General features: G+C 68.7%; 16 protein-coding genes and 6 pseudogenes. 5 read left to right on the top strand and 17 right to left on the bottom strand.

Going from position 1 to position 20116, the window contains the following annotated elements; translation table 11 throughout:
* Window positions 1-119 precede the first annotated feature (119 nt).
* Window positions 120-467 (top strand): annotated as a pseudogene (locus ABT170_RS28545) (NAD(P)/FAD-dependent oxidoreductase); the annotation flags it as partial.
* A 236-nt stretch (window positions 468-703) separates the two neighbouring features.
* Here the strand turns inward: ABT170_RS28545 and ABT170_RS28550 are convergent.
* The 7 genes from ABT170_RS28550 to ABT170_RS28580 all read right to left on the bottom strand — a co-directional run bounded on the left by ABT170_RS28550 (window position 704) and on the right by ABT170_RS28580 (window position 6828).
* Window positions 704-928: a helix-turn-helix domain-containing protein gene (locus tag ABT170_RS28550; RefSeq protein ID WP_351872119.1), complete on the bottom strand. Its 225-nt coding sequence runs from the start codon at window positions 926-928 to the stop codon at window positions 704-706.
* A gap of 283 nt (window positions 929-1211) precedes the next feature.
* Window positions 1212-2327, bottom strand: coding sequence for a 2,5-dihydroxypyridine 5,6-dioxygenase NicX family protein (locus ABT170_RS28555; protein ID WP_329940788.1), 1116 nt, complete (start codon window positions 2325-2327; stop codon window positions 1212-1214).
* Window positions 2324-3592 (bottom strand): CynX/NimT family MFS transporter, encoded by a 1269-nt coding sequence (locus ABT170_RS28560; RefSeq protein ID WP_329940789.1) that lies wholly within the window; start codon window positions 3590-3592, stop codon window positions 2324-2326. Before ABT170_RS28560 ends, ABT170_RS28555 begins: the two co-directional genes overlap by 4 nt.
* Window positions 3570-4295 carry a FadR/GntR family transcriptional regulator gene (locus tag ABT170_RS28565; protein WP_351872124.1) on the bottom strand — a complete coding sequence of 242 codons (726 nt, stop codon included), beginning with the start codon at window positions 4293-4295 and terminating at the stop codon, window positions 3570-3572. The genes ABT170_RS28560 and ABT170_RS28565 overlap by 23 nt, the downstream gene beginning before the upstream one ends.
* Window positions 4296-4431: 136 nt before the next feature.
* Window positions 4432-4707, bottom strand: coding sequence for a hypothetical protein (locus ABT170_RS28570; protein ID WP_351872127.1), 276 nt, complete (start codon window positions 4705-4707; stop codon window positions 4432-4434).
* Window positions 4704-4988 (bottom strand): hypothetical protein, encoded by a 285-nt coding sequence (locus ABT170_RS28575; RefSeq protein WP_351872130.1) that lies wholly within the window; start codon window positions 4986-4988, stop codon window positions 4704-4706. Before ABT170_RS28575 ends, ABT170_RS28570 begins: the two co-directional genes overlap by 4 nt.
* A gap of 490 nt (window positions 4989-5478) precedes the next feature.
* Complete coding sequence (locus ABT170_RS28580) at window positions 5479-6828, bottom strand: MFS transporter (protein ID WP_351872133.1); 1350 nt, start codon at window positions 6826-6828, stop codon at window positions 5479-5481.
* Window positions 6829-7006: 178 nt separating this feature from the next.
* On the opposite strand from ABT170_RS28580, the gene ABT170_RS28585 reads away from it, so the two are divergent.
* On the top strand, window positions 7007-7978 hold the full coding sequence (locus tag ABT170_RS28585) for a sugar-binding transcriptional regulator (protein WP_329940793.1): 972 nt from the start codon (window positions 7007-7009) through the stop codon (window positions 7976-7978).
* Window positions 7979-8045: 67 nt separating this feature from the next.
* A complete protein-coding gene (locus ABT170_RS28590) occupies window positions 8046-8681 on the top strand; it encodes a class II aldolase/adducin family protein (RefSeq protein WP_329940794.1) in 636 nt (211 codons plus the stop codon).
* Between the two features lie 82 nt (window positions 8682-8763).
* Here the strand turns inward: ABT170_RS28590 and ABT170_RS28595 are convergent, their stop codons facing one another.
* Complete coding sequence (locus ABT170_RS28595) at window positions 8764-9771, bottom strand: NAD(P)-dependent oxidoreductase (RefSeq protein WP_351872137.1); 1008 nt, start codon at window positions 9769-9771, stop codon at window positions 8764-8766.
* The gene (locus ABT170_RS28600) at window positions 9768-11402 is read right to left on the bottom strand and encodes an FGGY family carbohydrate kinase (protein ID WP_351872140.1); all 1635 of its coding nucleotides are present in this window, start codon (window positions 11400-11402) and stop codon (window positions 9768-9770) included. The genes ABT170_RS28595 and ABT170_RS28600 overlap by 4 nt, the downstream gene beginning before the upstream one ends.
* 258 nt (window positions 11403-11660) lie before the next feature.
* On the opposite strand from ABT170_RS28600, the pseudogene ABT170_RS28605 reads away from it, so the two are divergent.
* Window positions 11661-12144 (top strand): annotated as a pseudogene (locus ABT170_RS28605) (Tn3 family transposase); the annotation flags it as partial.
* A gap of 422 nt (window positions 12145-12566) precedes the next feature.
* On the opposite strand, the gene ABT170_RS28610 reads toward ABT170_RS28605, so the two are convergent.
* Window positions 12567-13070 (bottom strand): hypothetical protein, encoded by a 504-nt coding sequence (locus ABT170_RS28610; protein ID WP_351872143.1) that lies wholly within the window; start codon window positions 13068-13070, stop codon window positions 12567-12569.
* A gap of 109 nt (window positions 13071-13179) precedes the next feature.
* Between ABT170_RS28610 and ABT170_RS28615 the strand changes: the two are divergent.
* Window positions 13180-13487 (top strand): annotated as a pseudogene (locus ABT170_RS28615) (helix-turn-helix domain-containing protein); the annotation flags it as partial.
* A gap of 11 nt (window positions 13488-13498) precedes the next feature.
* Here ABT170_RS28615 and ABT170_RS40650 read toward each other — a convergent pair.
* The 7 genes and pseudogenes from ABT170_RS40650 to ABT170_RS28645 form a co-directional block, all read right to left on the bottom strand.
* Window positions 13499-13627, bottom strand: a pseudogene (locus tag ABT170_RS40650) (transposase family protein); the annotation flags it as partial.
* Window positions 13628-13751: 124 nt separating this feature from the next.
* Window positions 13752-14002, bottom strand: a pseudogene (locus ABT170_RS28620) (IS30 family transposase); the annotation flags it as partial.
* A gap of 708 nt (window positions 14003-14710) precedes the next feature.
* Window positions 14711-15454, bottom strand: coding sequence for a hypothetical protein (locus tag ABT170_RS28625; protein ID WP_351872146.1), 744 nt, complete (start codon window positions 15452-15454; stop codon window positions 14711-14713).
* Between the two features lie 524 nt (window positions 15455-15978).
* Window positions 15979-16582 (bottom strand): annotated as a pseudogene (locus ABT170_RS28630) (transposase family protein).
* Between the two features lie 96 nt (window positions 16583-16678).
* Entirely contained in the window at window positions 16679-18037 is a 1359-nt protein-coding gene (locus ABT170_RS28635) for an MFS transporter (protein ID WP_329940800.1), read from the bottom strand.
* A gap of 595 nt (window positions 18038-18632) precedes the next feature.
* Complete coding sequence (locus ABT170_RS28640; RefSeq protein WP_351872149.1) at window positions 18633-18878, bottom strand: hypothetical protein; 246 nt, start codon at window positions 18876-18878, stop codon at window positions 18633-18635.
* 313 nt (window positions 18879-19191) lie between these two features.
* The gene (locus ABT170_RS28645) at window positions 19192-20073 is read right to left on the bottom strand and encodes an aminoglycoside phosphotransferase family protein (protein ID WP_329940802.1); all 882 of its coding nucleotides are present in this window, start codon (window positions 20071-20073) and stop codon (window positions 19192-19194) included.
* Window positions 20074-20116 lie beyond the last annotated feature (43 nt).

The raw sequence follows: 20116 nt of genomic DNA on the forward strand, positions 1-20116 counted from the left end.
TCGACCGGAAGCTCGAAGACCCCGCAGGCCAGGGCATCGAATCCGTCCGGCCGATCCGCGACGAGCTCAAGAACCTCGTCGAGAACCTGATCAACGAGACCGCCCCGAAGCCCCGCCGCGTGAACGACATGCGCGAGGTCATCATCATCGCCTCCGGCCCCGCCGGATACGCCGCCCTCTACACCGCCCGCGCCCAGCTGAGGCCCCTGCCGTTCGGCATCAGCACCTTCGTCGGCGGCTCCCCCACCACCACCACGGTCGAGAACTTCTCCGGCCTCCCCCAGGAAGTCGACGGTCCAGACCTCATGACCAACATGCGGACCCTGGCCGAGCGGTTCGGCGCCGAGATGATCGACGACGACATCCCCGTGAACCTCACCGGCGACATCAAAGCGGCCACCGGTTCCGCGAGCACCGTCCACCGCGCCAAGTCCGTGGCCATCACGGCCGGATCCGGCTACCGCAGGTTCCCGGATCTCGTACGAGCTTGGACCGTCACGACGGCATCGGAGGCATCTGAGGCATCTGAGGCATCTGAGGCATCAACCGATACCACCACAGCACTTACCAACTAGGGTGAAAAGCCTGCCGGTTCGGGGCCGATCCGGGCTCGCCCTACATGCGGGAGGTCGGCGGCGTCATCGGGGATCCGGCCCCTCGTCCTCGATGACGAGCCGGGGCCCCGAGCGCCGTCGCGGTGGTTTCAGGTGCGGCCCCGTACCTCCTTCATCCAGCCGGCGACGGCTGCCTCGTCATGCTCGACGGCACGACGGGCTGGAACCCGGTGGTTCCAGCCGCGCCGCCGCAGCATCTGGGAGAATCCCGACAGCGTCATGCCCATGTGGAATCCCCGGCCGATCAGCGTCCCGATCCCGGCCGGTGTCCACCACTGGTCCGGCCGGCCGTGAGCGACCGTGCCCTTGGCCAACTCCTACTCAAGTACGGCGAACAGCACATCGGCCGGCTTCGGACGGGACGTCGACCGGGTTCGGGCGGGACACCGGCCCACGGGAACGGAGCACGCCCCGGCCGGCCTCCCGCCAGACCCGCCGCCACACGGACCGGACACCGACCGACCCGTCGCTCCTTCGCGATCTCCCTACTGCCCCGCCCGACGGCGAACATCACGACCGCTCCCCTCCGGAACCGCTCACGGAACGCTCGCCCCCCTGCGGTCAGGCCCTACGGCAAGACGCACTCAAGGCCAGTGGTTAATACCGCACATATCTGGCAGGTAGGACCATTCGGGGATTGGAATCAAGCAGCACATCGGCGGGACCGAACCGTGCGGCCAGTTCGCGGATTTCGGGATCTTCGAGAAGGCGGAGGTGACCGTCCTCGATGAAGGGTATGCCGTCAATGGTGATGGTCGGCTTGTCGAACTGGCAGTCGCAGTGGGCGTGTCCTGGCCCGCTACGGTCGGGCTCTCCCTTCTCGGTCAGGGCGTCCAGGCCAAGGTAGAACGCACCGGCGTGCTTCTCCCGTTCGAACTGGGTGCCACCGCTTGAGCGCACTTTCGGGTTGAGTCCGATCAGGGCGTGCCGCAGGTAGTAGCCCCTCGGTGAATAGTGGCGTAGCTCGGTGGCGGCAGTCGCGCCCTCGATCGCTGTCACCACGTTGTTGGTGAGTTCGATCGTGGTGGGTTCGGCCGGCGTGCCGGTGACCGTGGACTCCTCGATGACCAGCAGCCCGTCGGTGCGGTTGGGGTAGAAGTTGACGCCGCCGTAAGGGAAGGGCCGCCACATTCCAGCGATGAGAGGAGCATGATGGCCACTGGTGGCGAAGTCACGGAAGGTCACGTCGGTGCCTGCAGCGGTGGTTACCCGGATCTCGCTGGCCGCGGCGAGTTGTGCGGTCGCCTTGGCTTCCAAGGCGAAATACAGCTCCAGCGGGAAGCGGGCACCGGTGGCCAGAGCCGATGCGGTCGCGGTCTGGTGCAGTGAGAGGAACCGGGCCTTGCGCTTGGCGATCTCGTCGAAGAACAAGCGGTCGCTGTGCACCTCACCCCACCATGTGCAGGAGAGCACCACGTCAGCCTCGGCGTGGATGGCCGACAGCATGGGTGATGGCCGCTCGGAGTCCCAGCCACCCGCGCTGAATGGGGGAACGGCCAGAACGTGCACCTCGGCGTTGCGACAGGCGGCTGCTGCCGCCAGTGCCTGCACCACCACAGGGTCCACCGAATTCTCCGTCAGGATCAGTACCTGTTCGCCGGCGGCAACGGCGGTGTACTCCATGACGTTATTGGCGCCGGGCATGAGTTCGGTGATGGACAGCGGTGCTGCCATGGGAGTGTCCAAGTAACTGAAGCAGGTCATTCCGTTCATGCGGATTGATTCCTTTCCGGTGCCGGCTGAGCGCTCGTTGATTGCGGAAGGCGGACGGCGCGACCAGCGCCAAGGCCGAAGAGGCCCTGTACGAGGGTCAGCGCGACAAGAAGGCCGAGCGGGACAGTCCACCCACCGGCGAGGTCGTGGGCTGAGCCGAACAGCAGGGGTCCAACGGCGGCCAGGAGGTAGCCCACGCTTTGGGCCATGCCGGACAGCGCGGCGGCCTGTGACGCGTCGGCCGCCCGCTGGCCTTGGAACGTCAGCGCCAACACCAGGCAGGCTCCGCCGCCAAGGCCGATCAGCACACTCCAGGCGGTCGCCATCTCGGGTGCCAGGAGCAGCCCCAGGTATCCGGTGGCGCACATCAATGAACCGCTGACGGCCAGCAGCCGTTGGTCAGTGAGTCTGCGTGCGAGGATGGGCACAGTACTGCTGGAGGCCAGACCGGTCACCTGGAGCAGGAACAGCTGCCAGCCGGCGGCGCCTTCGGAGGCGCCGTGGTCGTGCACGATGCTGGGCAACCACGCGATCGTGGTGTAAAAACCGAGGGACTGCAGTCCCATGAACGCACTGACCTGCCAGGCCAGTGGGTGACGCCACAGACTGTGCCCCTGCTCCGCTGCGGGGGCGGTGGAAGTTACGGGCCGCCGGCGGGCCAGTTGCGGTGCCCAGGCCAGGACTCCGAGCAGCGCCAGCACCGCCCAGCAGCCCAACGCGGTATGCCATCCTCCGGGAAGATGGTCAGCCAGGGGCACGGACACCCCGGAGGAGACCGCGGCTATCAGCCCCATGACAGTGACGTAGAGCCCGGTGACTGAGGCGATCCGCCGTTCGGGAACAGTGCTCTTGACCAACGAGGGCAGCAGCACGTTGCCGTAGGCGATCGCCGCTGCCATGATCACGGTGCCGACGAACAAGGTCACCACGCCTGGCAGCGAGCGCAGCACAATGCCGACCGTCAGCACCAGCAGAGCGATCCACAGGACACGCTCGGTTCCGTGGCGCTGCGCGCTCCTGCCCACCAGCGGTGACGTGGCCGCGAAAGCCAGTAGTGGCAGAGCGTTGAGCAGTCCTGCCGCGGTGCTGGACAAGCCGGTGTCGTGTTCGATCATCGGCAGCACCGAACCGACACCTGTCAGCGGCGCCCGCAGATTCGCCGCAATGAGCAAGATCCCAACCAGGAGCAGCCCCACGCGAGGCGCTCCGCCCTGGCGGCCGTCGGATTCGGCCACGGGAGCGTCAGCGTCCTTCGGCACGGTCACGCTCTTGCACCCCCTCCTGCCCCGGCGCAGCCCGACGGCTGATCCGCACGAGCGTGGAGGCGGCGGAGCGGGCAGTCACCGCGTCTCCCTCGGCAATCGCCTCTACGAGAGTGGTGTGCCAGTGGTCGTGTTCGGCGGCGATATCACTGCCCCAGGTCAGCCCGGCGACCGCTGCGGCCAGCGCGCTCCCCAAGTGCTTGTAGACCTCGGCAAGCAACCGGTTCCCGCTGGCTTCCACCACCGCCAGGTGGAATGAACCATCGGCGTCGGCCAACGCGGTCATCTCACCGGCACAGTTGGTCTCCTGCGCCTTGTGCAGCAGCTCCCGCAATCGCTGCACGTCTGCGCTCGTCCGACGCTGCGCGGCCAGCCCCGCAGCATGCTCCTCCAATACCGCGCGCAGTTCGAAGACATCGGACAGGTGTGCCGTTGCCGCCCTGCGCACCAGCACTGCCTCCAACTCGCTGGCGACCCGGACGTAGGTGCCGTCCCCGGCACGGGCTTCCAGCAGGCCCAGATGCACCAAGGCGCGCAAGGCCTCTCGCACGGTGTTGCGACTGATTCCGAGAGTCGCGACCAACTCGTGTTCGGGAGGTATCCGACTACCGACCGGCCAGCGGCCGGAGGCGATCTGCTCCCGTAGTTGATCAGCGGCCTGGGCGGACAGGGTCGCGCCACGGCGCGGCTCCCTCAACCCCTCCATTCAAACCTCCAAATGTTGGACAGCTGTAGGTAAACATGAAACACCTCCCAAGTGGCATAGTGAGCTGCATCACATCGCGCGCATCCACCCACCGGGCGGGCCCACGAGGGCGGCGGGGATACCGAGTTGGTCGCCGTCAGTGCGGACCAGGTGTCGAACTCGTTGGAATCGAGCCGGACTCGTCCGGCTCGTCGGCGTCGTCCGGCTCGTCGGCCTCGGAGAACCACACCCTGCCGAAAGGCTCCTCGCTCTCGCGGGTACACGTGCTGAAGCCGTCGCCCCAGCGGTCCTGTTCCTGCCGGATGTGACCGTCGCGGCTGCCCGGAGCCGGGGGCGGGGTCGCGGCAGCGGACCAGTGAGCAGCCGGCTGGTCGGCCGCCGGTCCGGCCAGTGGCGTGGCCGACCTCTTCACGTGCGTGCCTGGAGCAACTCGACCAGCCGGTCTGCTTGCAGGCCGAGGATCAGCTCGCCGTAGTGCTGGCCGAGGCTCTTCCAGAGGCCCTGACGGTCAGGGGCGGTCAGGGAAGACAGCTCAAGGGCGACTTTCGTCCCGGCTCCGTCGAGCGGATCCAGGAGAGAATCCGCCTTGCCGTCCTCGGCCCGGTCGTCACCGTCGAAGGGGCGGGCCCCAGGACCTCGCGTCCGCTCCCGGCCAGAGCCGGGGTCGCGTACGCCGACTGAAGGTTCACCCACCGCAGCGAGCGGCGGCTGGGGCATGTCGGGCCTGGCGTCCTAGCGCTCACCCAGTACGAGAAGTGAGAAGGAAGGCTCGTCGCACCCCGGTCCTGTAGCGAGGAGTTGCCGGACGGTACGTCGGTCCGGCTGGAGTTGTGGCTCTCCAGGATGGCGGTACGCGCTCCGCATCGATCCAGCACGGGCCAGGGCGCCCGCCACAGGGGCTTCGAGTCCATCACCCCGCGCGGGTGACGCTGCCCCTGTCGCTGGGATGCCGGCCATAGGGCATCTCAGTCACACACTGCCCGTCGGGGAGGAGGCCGTGCTCCTCCCCGTTCGTTCCACGTCCGTTCGTGTCCGTTCCGCGTCCGTTCGCGTCCGTTGGGCGTCCGCTTCGCTCGCGGCTATCACACAGTGGCCACGCCGTGTCATCCATCGCCGACGCCCGCCGACCGTCGCAGCGGTCGGCGGGCGTCGGCGGGCATCGGCGGCCTGGTCCGCGCCCCGCTCACTCCCCCGTCCGTGCGACGACCGCCGCCCCGGTCGGCTCCTTGGCCGGCGACGAAGAGAGCAGCCCATCCGCCACCGCGTCGTCCGCGGCGGGCTTCGGCTCCTTGAGGGTGAAGGTGAGCACCAGACCCACCAGGTACACGGAGGCGATCACCCAGACGGTGCCCTCGATGCCGATCGGGCCGACCAGTCCGGCCACGGCCGAGCCGACGAACTGACTGAGCCCGGCGCCCAGGTTGAGGATGGCGACCGCGCTGGCGATATGACGGGGCGCGAGGAGCGGCATGATCGCGGAGAGCGGTACGAACGCCCCGAGGGCCAGCCCGTAGACGACGGCGACGGCGAGCGTGATACCGAAGCTGGGGCCGACCGCCTCGGGCACGTAGTAGAGCGCGAGCACGGTCACGAAACAGCCGAGCCCGCCGACCCAGGCGACGGTGTTGACACCGCCGATCCAGTCCGCGACGTAGCCGGAGAGGAGGTTGGCCGCGACGTTGGCCAGCAGCATCGTGCCCCAGATGGTCTGCCACTGCGCCGTGGAGAAGCCGACCTCGTTGACCATATGGGTCGTCAGGAAGACCACGAAGGCGTAGAAGGACAGGGTGTTGATCATGCGGACCACGCCGCCGGCGCCCACACGGGGGTGCGTTTTGACGACGGTGAGCGCCTTGACCATCTGGGACATGGAGTCCTTCATCGATGCCGGAGGCCCCTTGGTGACCCGGGCCCGGACGAGGAAGAGCACCAGCGCGCCGCCGGAGGCGACGAAGGCGAGGGAGAGCCAGAGGGTGGCCATCTCACCGACGACGGGGATGACCGCTCCCGCGAAGTAGGAGCTGATGACGCCGAGTCCGGCGGTGGAGGCGAACCAGTACCAGCTGACGGCGCGGCTGAGTTTCTCGCTCGGAGTCTCCATGGCGATCCAGACCAGGAAGCCGTAGGCGAAGAAGGGGTAGCCCAGGCCCCGGATGCCGAACGTCAGCAGCATCAGCGGGTAGTTCCCGGCGGCCACGCCGACAGTCAGGAAGAGAACCTCGAAGACGCCCCAGATCCCCAGGCCCAGCAGCATCACCCGACGGGGGCCCCAGGCCTCGGCGAGCGCGCCGGAGAGCCAGGCCGCGACCGCGACCACGAAGCCGTAGACGCTCCACAGCAGGGCGACCTCGCTGCCGGAGAGCCCGCGCGACTCCAGATAGGGCGAGAGGAATCCGACTTCGATGCCGTCGCCGACCATGAAGAGCATGACGGCGAGGTAGCCGAAGGCGAGCGGGCGGACGATCCCCTGCCGTTCGAGCAGTCCGGGGCGGGGCACGGCGGCGTCGGCCGCGGTATTAGACGAGGTAGGCATGTGTCCTCCGACGTACACAACACAGACGCGTGAACATCTGATCAAAACTCGAACCAAAGTGCATGTAATATGAGTGGCACCTCTGCGGGTGTCAACCCTTGGCCGGGGTGCGCGTTCTCCGGTCCGCCGGGCCTTGACCGGCGGAGGGCGGCGCGGACAGGATCCGAACGGAGGATCAATGGAGAGAACACATGGTCAGAAGCAACCACCGCTGGGCAGGATCGCGCGGCTGTACTACGAGCATGGTCTGACCCACCAGGAGATCGCCGATCTCTGTGGGCTGTCCCGGATCAAGGTCACCCGGCTGCTGGCGGAGGCCCGCCTGGTCGGGATTGTCGAGATCACGGTTCACAGCGACGACCATTTGTTCGTGGGCCTGGAATCTGCCCTCAAACACGCCTATCCGCTCCTCCAGGCGTGGGTGGGCCCCACGTTCGAAGACGAGGGCCGCGCCCTCCACTCCCTGGGGGCGGTGGCCGCCGACTGCGTCACCGCCTTCCTGACGGAGGGCACCACCGTCGCCGTGGGCCTGTCGGGGTCGGTCGCCGCGATCCCCAAGCATCTGCGGGAGGCGACCGGGCTGAATCTGAACATCGTCCCGCTCACCGGGAGCAAGGGCGGCGTCTCCCGCGCGGCCAGCCCCCATGAGCTGGCCCTCTCCTTCGCCGCCGCCGTGGACGGGCGGGCCTACCACCTGCCCGCTCCGCTGCTCGCGCGCAACGCGCAGACCGCAAGGGTGTGGCGGGAGGACCCGGCGGTCCAGGAGACGCTGGAGCGGGCCGTTTCGGCGGATGTGCTGGTCGCCGGTGTCGGCGGCACCGCGGCCGACGCCGGGCTGCTCGTTCAGGGTCTGAACGCCGCGGAACTCGCGGGCATCCGGGAGCGGGGTGCGGTCGGCGACATCTCCGGGCGCTTCTTCGACGCGGACGGCGCCGCCGTGCCGGGCGAGGTGGACGAGCGGCTCATCGGGCTGAGCCTGGAGCAGTTGCGGGCGATCCCCGTCCGCATCGGCGTGGCGCGCGGGGCCGACAAGCTGCGGGCCCTGGCGGTCGCGCTGCACCACGGCCTGATCAATGTGCTGGTGACCGATGTCGACACCGCCGAGGCGCTGCTGGCCGACGCCGGCTCCCCCGAGGAGGCTCCTTCATGAGCCGCCGCCGGGAGTTCCGCGGCGACACCCTCAGGGGCATCCGAGCGACGCTACGAAAGGACACGATATGAAGCCCGTACAAACGCGCGAGGAGCTGTGTGAGCAACTGGCCGAGGTCGGCCGGCTCGCCGTGGAGCGCGGACTGGTGCTCGCCAGCGGCGGGAATCTGTCGGCGCGGCTGCCCGGATCCGACGAGTACGTGGTCTCCGGCGCGGGTACCTGGCTGGACCGTCTGGAGGTCGCGGACTTCACCGTGATGAACCTCGCCGGGGAACGGACCGGTGGCGCCGAGCGGCCGTCCAGTGAGTGGAAGCTGCACCAGCGGACGTACCAGGTGCGGCCGGATGTGAACTGCGTGGTCCATCTGCACCCGCAGCACGCGGTCCTCCTCGACGCCGTCGGCGAGCCGATACGGCTGATCACCCTCGACCACGCCTACTACGTCCGCTCCATCGGCACGGTGCCGTACTACCCCAACGGGTCGGACGAACTCGCCGACGCGTCGGCCGAGCAGGCGCTGACGCACGACTGCGTCGTCCTGTCCCACCACGGCAGTTCCTCGCTGGGTGCGGATGTGGGCATGGCGTTCCGCCGCGCCATGAACCTGGAGGAAGCAGCCGTGGCGACCTATCGCGCTCTGACGCTGGGCAACACGACCGCCGCTTTCCCGTCCTCGGCCCTGGCCACGCTGCACCACGTGTGACCTCTGCTCGCTTCCTCACCTCCGCACGGACTGTGGGCGGGCCCCCGTCGGGGGCCCGCCCACAGTCCGTGCGGAGGTGTGTTCAGGAGGCCAGTTCTCTCGCGTTGGCCACTGCGGCGGGCTCCGCGCCCGTCGCCCAGGCCCGCAGCGCCCGTTCCGCGATGCGGGAGTGCTCGGTGACCACGTCGTCGGACGCACCGCCGATATGCGGGGTGAGGGTGACATTGTCGAGCCGGAACAGCTCATGGTCGGCGGGCGGCGGCTCGGTCCAGAACACGTCGAGGCCCGCCCCCGCGATCCGCTTCTCCCGCAGGACCGACAGCAGCGCCGTCTCGTCCACGACGGCGGCCCGCCCCGCGTTGACGAGATAGGCATCGGGACGCATCAGGGCGATCTCGGGTGCTCCGATCAGCCCCACCGTCGCGTCGTTGAGGGGCACATGAACGGTGATGACGTCGGAGCGGCGCATGAGTTCGTCCAGGGCGACGATCTCGGCGTCGACGCCCAGCGCGCCCGGCTCCAGATAGGGGTCGTAGACCAGGACGTCCATGCCGAACGCCAGCGCCCGGCGCAGCACCCGGCGGCCGATCGCGCCGCCGCCGACGATGCCCAGGGTCCGGCCGCCCAGACCGATCCCGCGGAACCGGGCGTACGGCTCGAAGATGTCCTCCGCCGACCAGTCACCCGCGCGCATCCACCGCTCGGCGGCGCTGGTGTGACGGACGGTGGAGAGGATCAGGGTGAAGGCCAGATCGGCGGTGATCTCCGCGTTGCGTGCCGGAGTGGTGGCCACCGGTATGCCCCGGCGGGTGCATGCGGCGAGATCGACGTTGACTGGGCTGGCCCGGCAGGTGACCACGAACTTCAGCGCCGGAGCGGCATCCAGGGCCGCCTGGTCGACCCGGTCGACCTCGCAGACCACCGCGTCGGCCTCCGCGAGCCAGTCGGCGAGCTGGGGCCGGGCGAGGGAGTCACCCGCCATGGACGGCTCCACGGTCTCGATGTCGAAGAGATCGCCCAGCCGCGCGGCGGCGGCGGGGTCGAAGGGTGCGGTGATGAGCAGCCGCGGTCGCGGCGACGCACTGGTCACAGGGTTTCCCATCCATCGGCGTCATGCGCCGACTCAGCCTTGTCAGAGGTGTCAGAAGTGTCAGAGAGGTCAGAGGTGCTGGAGGTGTTGGAGGTGTTCGTGGCAGGGGAGACGGACGGCGTGGCCTCGGCCTCGGTCCGCAGTTCCCGCAGCGCGGGCCAGACGGGTCGCAGCGCGTCCCGGGCGGCGGCGAACACCCGCGCCTGCCGGCCGTACGGTTCCCGCAGGGAGGGGTCGGGGTGGAAGGCGTCCGTGGGGCGGGCCAGCGCCGTGAGCGCCGCGTCGAGGTCCTCGGCCACCCCGCCGGTCACCATGGCGAGGGCGGCCACGCCCCGGGCGCCGAGCTCGGGCGAGGTGGAGCGCACGACCGGCTCGCCGGTGACATCGGCGAGCACCTGGCAGAGCAGATCCGAGGAAGCCGAGCCGCCCGCGATCCGCAGCACCCGCCCGGGGACGGGCGTGCCGAGGCACTCGCGCAGGGTGAAGGCGATGCCCTCGTAGACGGCGCGCAGCAGTTGCCCGGCCGTGGTACGGACGCTCATCCCCACCCAGGACGCGGAGGCCGCGCTGTCGATGAAGGGGGCACGTTCCCCGCTGGGCGAGCCGTAGGGGAGATAGACGACACCGCCCGCGCCGGGGCCCGCGGCGCGGGCGACCCGCTCCGCCTCGGGCCAGTCGATGTCCTCCAGCCCGGTCACCCGGCGTACCCAGTCGAGGTTGGGCGCTCCCGTCATGGGGGCGAGGCAGGCGAGGGCCTGTCCGTCCAGGCCGGTCGCGAGGGTGATCTGGCCCTGGGCTCGGCGGTCCCGGCTGTCGCGGTGCACGGTGGCGGTGAACGCGGTGGTGCCCACGATGAGGTAGGCGTCGCCCGGCCGGACCGCCCCCAGGCCGACCCCGCCCGCGGCGGCGTCGACCAGACCGGCGGAGACAGGGACGCCGATCGGCAGACCGGTGGCGGCGGCGGCCTCGGCGGTGATGCGGCCCGCCGGGGACGCGGGGGGCAGTACCGGGGCGAGCAGCCTGCGGAAGCGCTGGTGCCCCAGCCCTTCGATCAGGGCATCGGAGTATTCCCCGGCGGCCACGTCGAGATAGGTGCGGGATGCCTCGGAGGCGTCGGTGGCGACCTCGCCCGTGAGCCGGAAGCGGATCCAGTCCTTGCAGTTGAGGTGGTGGGCGGCCTGTGCGAGCCGCTCGGGGCAGTCCGCCTCCAACTGTTCCAGGAGCACCGGCAGCGCTCCGGGGAACAGGGACGAGCCGGTGACCTCGTGGACCAGCGCGCCCCGGCCGTCGGCCTCCCAGCGCGCGCCCCGGTCGGCGGCGGCGCCGTCCATCCAGATCCGCGCGGGGCCGCAGGGGCGGCCGTCGGCGTCCACGAGCCACGCGCCGTCACCCTGTCCGGTGACCCCGACGGCGGCGATCTCGACGCTGTCGCCCGCCTGCCGGACCGCCGAGCGGACGGTGTCGCGGACGGCGGACCACACCTCGTCCATGTCCTGTTCGACCCGGTCGCCGTGGTGTGTCACCCCCAGCGGCACGCGCGCCCAGCCGAGTTGCTCGCCGTCCCCCGCGAGGACGACGGCCTTGACCGCGGTGGTGCCCGCGTCGATGCCGATCACTGCCTGACGAGTCACCGATGAACCTCCCGCAACCACGTCATGAACATTTGTTCATCGAACGATCTAAAGTGCAGCAAACTTAGGCGGGCGGACTGCCGCAGTCAACCGCCTCCACCCGGGCGAACCCGGCCGGCCACATCAGCAGGTCCGGACGGCGGCACCGAGGCCCAGGCGCGCCAAGGGAGCAGACGCTCAAGGAAGTCGCGACCGACCTGAACGTCACCGCGAGACGCTGCGGACGTGGGTCCGCGATGCCGACGGTCGTCCAGGACGATCTTCACCGATACCGCCTCTGATCCGACATCGTGTTCGAGCTGCTGGCCCTGGCCGTGTTCGCGTACACGCACCAGCTCGCGGCCCTGCCGGACCAGAAGATGTGGCGCATCGACCGCGCCGCCGACTACGGCGCCTTTCAGGACGTGTCCCGCGACCGGGGCGGCCTGGGGCGGATCGAGCGGCGCCAGGAGGACATCGTGCGGATCATCGGCTCCATCCACGCCGGGGCCGTCCTCGCCTACGACGTGATCCGGATGCTGTCGCGCGAGGGACGCCCAACCCCGCTGGACAATGCGATCACGCACTACGGACGGATCGCCGAGTCCCTGCGCATCCTTCGCTCGGCCGGCGAGCCCGGGTGCCGCACCGCTAGATCAAGGTGCAGGCCGACCTGCCGGAAGGCTGTCACGCGCTCGCCCAAAAGATCTTCCGCGGCCTGGCCAAGCAGCTTTACCAGCGTTACCAGGACGGCGTGGAGAACCTGTTACCGAACCCTTCCGAGGCATGAGCCGACGGGCCCCCGGAGATCGACGCACGGCGACAGAACCAAGCATCAGGCCGGTCAGCCTGCCTCGGGAGCCGTGCCACACCGCCTTCTGATGTGTTGTCATCACGACTTGTTGGGGACCACCACGGCTGGTGAAGGATCAGAGGCAAGAGGGCACGCAGTTACGGGACATCACGGCAGCCACGGTCCCGAGGACCGGCCGGGTCGAGGAGACGGGCGATCCGTCGCTGCCGTACAGATTGCTCGACCAGGACGGGCGCGCAGTGGCGGCAGTCACCGAGCCCTGCTCGACATGCTCGCCGACGATGACAGCCCGGCTTCGCTGCGCTCTTACGCGTACGAGCCGCTGGCCTGGTTCCGGTTCCTTCTCTTTCCGGTTCCTTCTCCGCACCGAGTCAAATGGCGTGCCCGACGGACCTCGAACGGTTCGCGGGAGAAAGCCAGTCGTCTGTATCGCGGTGGCGGTCGAGTCCGACTGCGGAGAACTCGTCGACCCGATCGCCTGCGGCGGCGCCGAGTCGCCGCAGCGCCTGAGAGATCGGAGTGCCGCTCGACGGCGACGGTTCCCCTTCGGCCAGGTGCAATGGGCCAAGGACCATCTTCTCGGCATCCCAGACCTGCGCCGTCTGGGTTCCTGCCCCGCCGAAGTAGTCGGCCTCGATGTAGGCCACGGGTCCTGCCTCCGAGCACGCGGTCAGCAAGCGCTCAAAGCCTGCTGGCGCCTTCCGGAACCCGTCGAGTTCGGATGCCCCGGCGACCGTGACCGCATCGAAAAGAGCGTCGGTCATCGGCAAGAGCCAGAGGTGTTGGCCGAGAGGAACGACGCACGCCCGTGTGGTGGAGCCGGCCAACTCGCGGAGCACGGGTTCGGTGGCGATGACCGCCTGCAGGCAATACACCCGCTCATTCTCGCCTGACCCCTGATCGCAGCACGATGCCGGGTATGCCGAGGTCGACCCGCGCGACCCTGGCGAGTCCACGGCTGCTCGCTGGTATCCCCGTCAGCATCTGGGCTGCCTGGTCGAGGAGTTGGCAGGCCCGTGGCAGGCCGCTGCCAAGGGGCGCCGTCATGAAGCATGCGGGGGGGGGCCGGAAAAAGCGAGGCAGGGGCAGGTGCCCGGCATCGGCTGGTGTTCGTCGACCGGTTGGTCGCCACGCTGATCCACCTGCGCCACGATCTCCCGCACTCTGACCTCGCCCTGTCGTTCGGTGTCGACCGCTCCACAACCACCCGAGCCATCGAAGAGGTACGCAGGCTCCCGGCCGAGCAGGGATGCACGGTCCGCGACCGTCCTGGCCTGCGGCTTCGAACTCTGCGGCTTCGAACTCTGCGGACGTGGACCTCGGTGGCATCCAACCGCCTCTCGATGCCCTCGGCCCGGGCGTAGGCGAACACGTCCGCCAGGGGCCGGGTTCCTGGACACCTTCGTGCACCTGGGCGACGGCAGGACCCACAGCTCATTGCCGTGTGGCGCTCGTCCCTCGCGGCGAGCGAGGATAGCAGCAAGACGCCGACGGCGAATCTGGCCGCAAAGGCATCGGTGGCGGTTGCCCCCAGGGCGGCCAAGGGTCGCTCAGATTCAACCGGTCAAAGCAACACTCTCGACTGAAGTCCGGAATCCCAAGCACTTGCGTGGGCGTCGTTGAGCTTCGTCGCGATGGCGTCGAGATCGTCCTGGCTGAGCGTCGACAGGTTCGTTCCCTTGGGCAGATACTGCCGGAGGAGCTTGTTCGTGTTCTCGTTGGTGCCGCGCTGCCAGGGGCTTCACGGAGCCACAAAGAACACGTCGACACCCATGTCTGTGGTCAAACGCTCGTGAGCTGCCAACTCCATGCGCTCATAGGCGTCCGCCCGAGCGGGAACGACCACTGCGGTGTGATGGCTGGCGAGCTTCACCACGGTATCGATCTGTAGATCGTCTCGTGAGCGATCTACATGTTCGGATCGTCCCCGTGGTGCAGCCGAAGGTGTCCGACGAACTGCTCAGGTGACCACTCCTCCTTGAGCAGGGTCAACACCGTTTGCCTCAGTACGGGCACGCGGTGAGAAGGCACTGTTTCGGTCGTCGGGCGCGGTCAAGTGCCCTTTCCTGAACCGCAATCGCCCGGTAGGCGTCGCGTCCGCCGTTGATGCCGACCTCGCGGCTGGCCTTCGACACCGCACGTCCCAGGAGGGCTGCGAGAGATCGGTAGGATCGGCCGACGCACAGTCGCGTGAGATTCCTTGCACTCCCCCCAGGTCAAGCTGCCCGTCCGGGTCTTCCGGGAGGAGCCGGGAGCGATCCCCCCATGGTGCTTGAGGACAGTGAACACCGAGCCAGGCGGCCTGCCGATCCGCGGACCTTCCGACCTGCCGACCTGCCGACCTGCCGAGAGATGACGCTGATCGGCTTCCCAGCCCTCCACCGCCGCTACAAGTCGGCCTTCATATCGTCCGGCACCCCCGGCCGCCCCATCCCCGCCATGCAAACCGTCCTCAACCAGCACTGTTGCTCTGACCGGTTGAATCCAAGGCCGTGCCAACGGGACGGCCGATCGGTCAGCGGACGTCGTCGTGGAACACCGGCTCCCCCGCCAGCAGCCGGTCGAACAGCTCGTACCGGTCAAGGCGCAGCTCGTCATCGCCGTCGCTGTCGTCGTCCTTGGTGAAGACCTCGTCCACCAGCAGCGCGCGCAGCTGCTCCCGCAGGCCCTCCCGGTCGTCCCGTCCCAGGCGGTAGGTATCGTAGTCGAGCTGGATGCCAGCGTCCACCGTGGCAGCCCCGCCATCCCCCGGGTCCTCCTCCAGGACCAGCCGCGCCCGGACGGTGCCCGTGGCGGTCGTACGGGGGTCGAGGCGAACGCAGGAGACGATGTCCGCTGTGAGATCGCCCCGGACCAGCAGGTCGCCGACGCTGAACACCGCGCGCGCCGTCAGGTTCCCGCCGACGACGATCCGGGAGCCGTCCCCGCGGTCGGACAGGCAGCCGCCGACGGTGAGCGAGCCGGTGACCACGATCGCCGTCGGCACATACAGGTGGCCGGTGACGACGAGGTCGCCATAGTGGAGCAGCGGCTCCCACAGCTCCTGATCGCCCGTCAGGGGACGGGCCGAGTCATCATCACCGCCCACTATGGTGCCGCGCTCCAGCAGCCGCCAGAACGCGTCGGGACCACCGTCGTGGTGATTCAGATCGGTGAGGAGCTGCCCAACACCCCGGGTGGCGGTCGGCAGCTCCCGGCCGCCTCCCGCGCCCCGAGAATCGGGATCGCTCTTCATCGGGTCAACGGGGTCAACTGCCATGCGGAGCAGGATAGTGTCCTGCACTGACAACCGGCCCGACGTGGACGAGGCAGGCGAGGCCGACTGTCACAAGCACCTCCTGCCGTCATACCGTCAGTCGTCGTCCTCCCGCCAGCCGAAGGGCCTAGCGCGCAGCCGATGACGAGGTCCCCGTCGAAGATCACATGATCCGGCCAGTGCAAAAGGCAGGCGTTCGAAGTCCAGCTCGCCCGGACGCAGACCTCCTCCACCGCCCGGGTGCCTGCCCAGTCCCCGTCCCGCACCAACAGTGCGGGCGCGGTCAGCCAATCGGCCACCAGCGCCTCGCTCACCTGCCCGTGCGTCACCAGCGTTCGCTCCGCCCGGACACACCTCATCGACAATCCCGGTCGGAACCAGCCGACGAGTGAAATCGGAAACGACAGCCAGAGCGCCCAGACGTTTCTCCACCACGGAGGTCTCCGCCACTTCACAGCGATGACCAGCCACACCATACGAATCAACGGCCCGCGAACTACGTGCCCAAGGGCTGTCCCGCGGATAGGTCAGGGTCGTCGGGCAGGGCGGGCATCCCACCGGTAGGCCGTCCAGGCCCCGGCGTAGCAGCCCGTGGATCACAATGACCGCGCTGGCCAACGCCACCCACGCGTCCTGCACCACCGCGCGCCGGTGGGGTCACGATCGCTAACGCCTTGAACCCCCGGTTGCGCCAGGAGTTGGTCCGTACGATCACCCACCGGTGGGTGTGGTTGATCGGCACGAACTACTCCTTCGGGGTGATCCGCCCGGCGCATCCCAGCTCTTCCAGCAGTGCCCGGGTGGGTCGTGAGTCGTAGCCGGCGTCCAGGTGCACTGTGATCGACGGTGGCAGATGGAACCCGAACAGGCGCAGGGTCCGCCGCTCGAAGAGGCCATTGGCGATCCACTCATCCCGCCGAGCCCTCATCGTGGTGCCGAGCAGGTGTGGTCGGCACGCTGCTGGTAGGTGCCTCCGAGCACGAGGCGGGCCAGGAGCTTGTCGAACACGACCCCGTCGGGGATGCGGGGACGGTGGCAGCCCAATGGACGAGCGGCCACTGCCCGCCTGGGCAGGAAGGCTTGGAACTGGTCCCACAACGGGTCGATTATGGATGAGGGCAGGACGGGCACGTGACCTTCGCTCGGCCGTAGAGGGCGCTGACCAGCAAGTCCCGCAGGGGTGTGCCGCCCCGACTGTCATGGCGGCACACCCCTGCGGGGCGAAAGTCACCCGGCCTGTTGCTGCAGGTCCGCTGCGGGAACGGGAGCGGGCACGGGCATGCGCCAAGCCACAACCGCGCCGGTCACGAGCCCTACGACGGCCAGCAGGGTGGCCACCAGGAACGGATCGAAGGAGTGCAAGGACGGGGCGAACCCGATCCCAACACAGGCTGCTACTCCGGTCGCACCGCCCAGTTGATCAGCCGCGCGCTGGACGCCCGAGGCGGTCCCGGCGTCGTCCTCGGTGACGCCGCTGACCCCGAGGTACTGGAGCCCCACGATGCCGAACCCCATCCCGGCCGCGATCAGGAGCATGGGCGGGATCATCGCCACGCTGCCTGCCCGCAGGGCCGCGATCGCCGCGATCGCGGCCATCGCGGCGGCGGTGAACCCGATGCCGGCGAGCACGCACGCGCGTGTTCCCCAGCGGCCCAGCAGGCGGGGCACGAGCATGGAGAAAACGATCAGCGAGAGGGCCAGAGGCAGCATCGTCAGACCCGCGCCGAGCGGGCCAATGCCCAACCGATCCTGCAGATAGAAGGTGAACAGCAGGAACGAGGTCGACAGCGCCCCGCTCAGCAGCATCGTGGTCAGGTTGGCCGCCACACGCGTGCGGTTGGCGAAGAAGCGCAGCGGCAGCAGCGGGTTGCGCGAGCGTGTCTCGACCCTCACGAACCCGGCTCCGGCGGTCACCGCCCCGGCCAGCGCCCCCGGGACCACCCATGCGGGCGTTCCGGGTTCACCGGCCTCGACCACGCCGAAGATGAACAGCAGCGGGCAAGCGGTCAGCAACAGTGCGCCTGGAAGGTCCAGCGGCGGGGCGTCCTTGGCCACGGGCCGGTCCCCCTCGACCAGGAAGACAGCTGCCAGCAGCACGACCAGGATGAACGGGGCCGAGACCAGGAAGATCCACCGCCATCCGAGGTGGGCGGTGATGATTCCGGACAGGACGAATCCGAGTACGAGCCCGCAGCTGGCCACCGCCGCCCACACGCTCAGGGCCCGCGACCGGCGCGGACCTTCGGGGAACATCAGGACGATGGTGGCCATTGCAGCGGGCAGCGCGATGGCCTCACCTGCGCCCTGCAACAGGCGCGCGACCACCAGCAGCGCAAACGTGGGGGCCAGGCCCGCCAGCAGCGAAGCGGCGCCGAACAGGCCGGTGCCGAGCAGCAGCACGCGCCGCCGCCCGAGCAGGTCGCCCAGCCGGCCACCGAGCATCAGCAGTCCACCACCGGCGACCGTGTACCCGACCACGACCCAGGTCAGAGCGTGCCCGTCAACGTCGAAGTCAGCGCCGATCGAGGGCAGGGCGATGTTGACCACGGTCACGTCGACCGCGATGAAGAACTGCAGCATGGACACCGCGCACAGCATCAGCCATGCGCGTGCCGGGGACGGGCTGTGCCCGCGGGAAGAAGGGATGCCTGGAAGCATCAGGTGCTCCGTCGCTCAGAAGAAGTTCTGAGCAGCACAATCGTGCCGCTCCGGTCTGATCACGAAGCGGCTGGACGTCCAGGAGGAGTGTGTGAGTCGAACGTCCCGCCGCTAGCGGGACGTCCTGGTCACTGCGGCGCAAGCGGCCGCACACGAAGTAGCTGACATGCCGTGAACGGTACCAGGGCGGAGCCCCCGGGCTCAGGCACCTGCCTGACGTCTCATCTCTTCACTCGTAGGCCGCCCGTTCTACAGAGCTTCCTGGGCACGGGGATCTCGTCGCCGGAGCACCTATCCGCGCGATCTCTTAGGCAGACCTCGAACGGCACCGCACGGCTCGCCTCACTGACCGTGGGGACAAGAGACATCGGCAACGGCGCGTGCCCGGTCCCCGGACGGGATCAAAGGGACCGGGCACTGTTCGTGTTCGTACGGCTGACGGAGCGCCCTCACGGACCTGCAGGCCGCCGCGTGTTCCAACTCCGGGCGGCAATCACGCGCACTGGTCCAGGAGGGCGGCGGATCACACCCAGACGTAGAGGTCGTACAGCCCGCCGGCGTTCTGGACACACTTGGCCGAACCGGCATAGGAGTCCCGCAGCTCTATGCACGCCGACTTGGAGAACTCACCGATGTAATCCCAGCCCGCAGCACCTGCGGGGGCCGGAGCGGCACCGGTCGTGGCGGCCGAGGCTCCCACCGTAGCCATCATGACGACTGCCGCGCTGGTGGCGAGTGTGACGACGGCGCGCTTCGCTGTGGTGCGCATGTTCATCTCCCCTCTCGTGTGCCAGGAAAGGCCTCCTGGCTGCCGACAGCATTGGAGGGTGACTCAGGTGGCGTCCAGGTATTCCGCTGTCCCGGACAGCCGCTGTGCTGTCCGGCCTGTTCAGAGGCGGGGCTTCGATCTGTCCCGGACAGATCTGGACGGCTGTTCCCACCTTGGAGGGGTGTCGCCGGGGTGCTCCCGGACGGGAAACCGCGTCGAGGTCGAGGCACGGGTACTGTTCCAGAAAACGGGCAGAGGCGCATGCAACTCCTGCCCACCTTGAGTCCATGATTCGGCGCGGGCCGACCACTTATCAGCGAGACAGGACGAGTAATTCGTCGATCACCGGTTCTGCATTGCCATAGGTGAGGTGTGCAATGGCTGCCATTGGTGCGATGACTCGGCTCCAGGCATACAGCCGGTCCCCATCGAGCCCACACGCGGTCGCCACCCGCTGGCAACGGTCCTCGACACCCTCTTGTCCGGCGCCGGCCACCACGTAGTCGACTGCGTCGAAGCATGGGTCGCCTAGGCATGCCTTGGGGTCGATAGCGACCAGGCTGCGCGATGGGCCACCGTCCAGGGCGTTGCCGAGGTGAAGATCACCGTGCAGCAACACGAGCCTGGCCTGACTGTCCAGCAACCGTTCACAGCGCCGTATTGCCCGCTGCCACGTGGTCTGGTCAACGCGTGCGCCAATGGCCGGCTCGGACAACCGCCTGCCGATCCGAACGAAAGCCTCGTCAAACCGACCGCGCAGATCCAGCGGCCAGTGCGCGGGTGGGGCCACGGCGTGCAGTTCGGCAAGCAACTCTCCCCACAGCTGCGGCAACGACGTCTGCGGCATTTCCTCGGCCACGGTGCCGGGCAGGACCTCCTCCAACACCATCGCCCCGGCTTCCGCGTCGGCAGACAATACGGCCGGTACCCGACCTGATGGCGCGAACACGCGAAGCATCTCCACCTGCTTGGTCAACAGCGCCCGATCCGGACTGAGTTTGAGAACCGCTGGCGTTCCGTCCGGCCACTGACAGCGCAGGACGACGGAGGAGGCTCCACTCTCGAACAGCTCACCGAGCACGAAACCCCACCGCGCGGCCAGCCGCGCAGCGAGGTTCGGGACCCCAGCGAGCCATCCTTCGGCCTCAGGGCCGAATCGACCCACCAACCGCGCGTCGACCTCTTCCCTATTCATCCCGGTAGTTTGCACCCCGAACCGCTGCCGTGCACGGGCATAT

The organism is Streptomyces sp. NPDC001787 (genome assembly GCF_040297465.1).
Classification (GTDB): domain Bacteria; phylum Actinomycetota; class Actinomycetes; order Streptomycetales; family Streptomycetaceae; genus Streptomyces.

Excerpts from the sequence above, each read along its gene's own strand:
- ABT170_RS28645 (WP_329940802.1), bottom strand. The coding sequence starts at position 20,073 with ATGAATAGGGAAGAGGTCGACGCGCGGTTGGTGGGTCGATTCGGCCCT.
- ABT170_RS28565 (WP_351872124.1), bottom strand. The coding sequence starts at position 4,295 with ATGGAGGGGTTGAGGGAGCCGCGCCGTGGCGCGACCCTGTCCGCCCAG.
- ABT170_RS28640 (WP_351872149.1), bottom strand. The coding sequence starts at position 18,878 with ATGCGCACCACAGCGAAGCGCGCCGTCGTCACACTCGCCACCAGCGCG.
- ABT170_RS28590 (WP_329940794.1), top strand. The coding sequence starts at position 8,046 with ATGAAGCCCGTACAAACGCGCGAGGAGCTGTGTGAGCAACTGGCCGAG.
- ABT170_RS28625 (WP_351872146.1), bottom strand. The coding sequence starts at position 15,454 with ATGGCAGTTGACCCCGTTGACCCGATGAAGAGCGATCCCGATTCTCGG.
- ABT170_RS28585 (WP_329940793.1), top strand. The coding sequence starts at position 7,007 with ATGGAGAGAACACATGGTCAGAAGCAACCACCGCTGGGCAGGATCGCG.
- ABT170_RS28580 (WP_351872133.1), bottom strand. The coding sequence starts at position 6,828 with ATGCCTACCTCGTCTAATACCGCGGCCGACGCCGCCGTGCCCCGCCCC.
- ABT170_RS28555 (WP_329940788.1), bottom strand. The coding sequence starts at position 2,327 with ATGAACGGAATGACCTGCTTCAGTTACTTGGACACTCCCATGGCAGCA.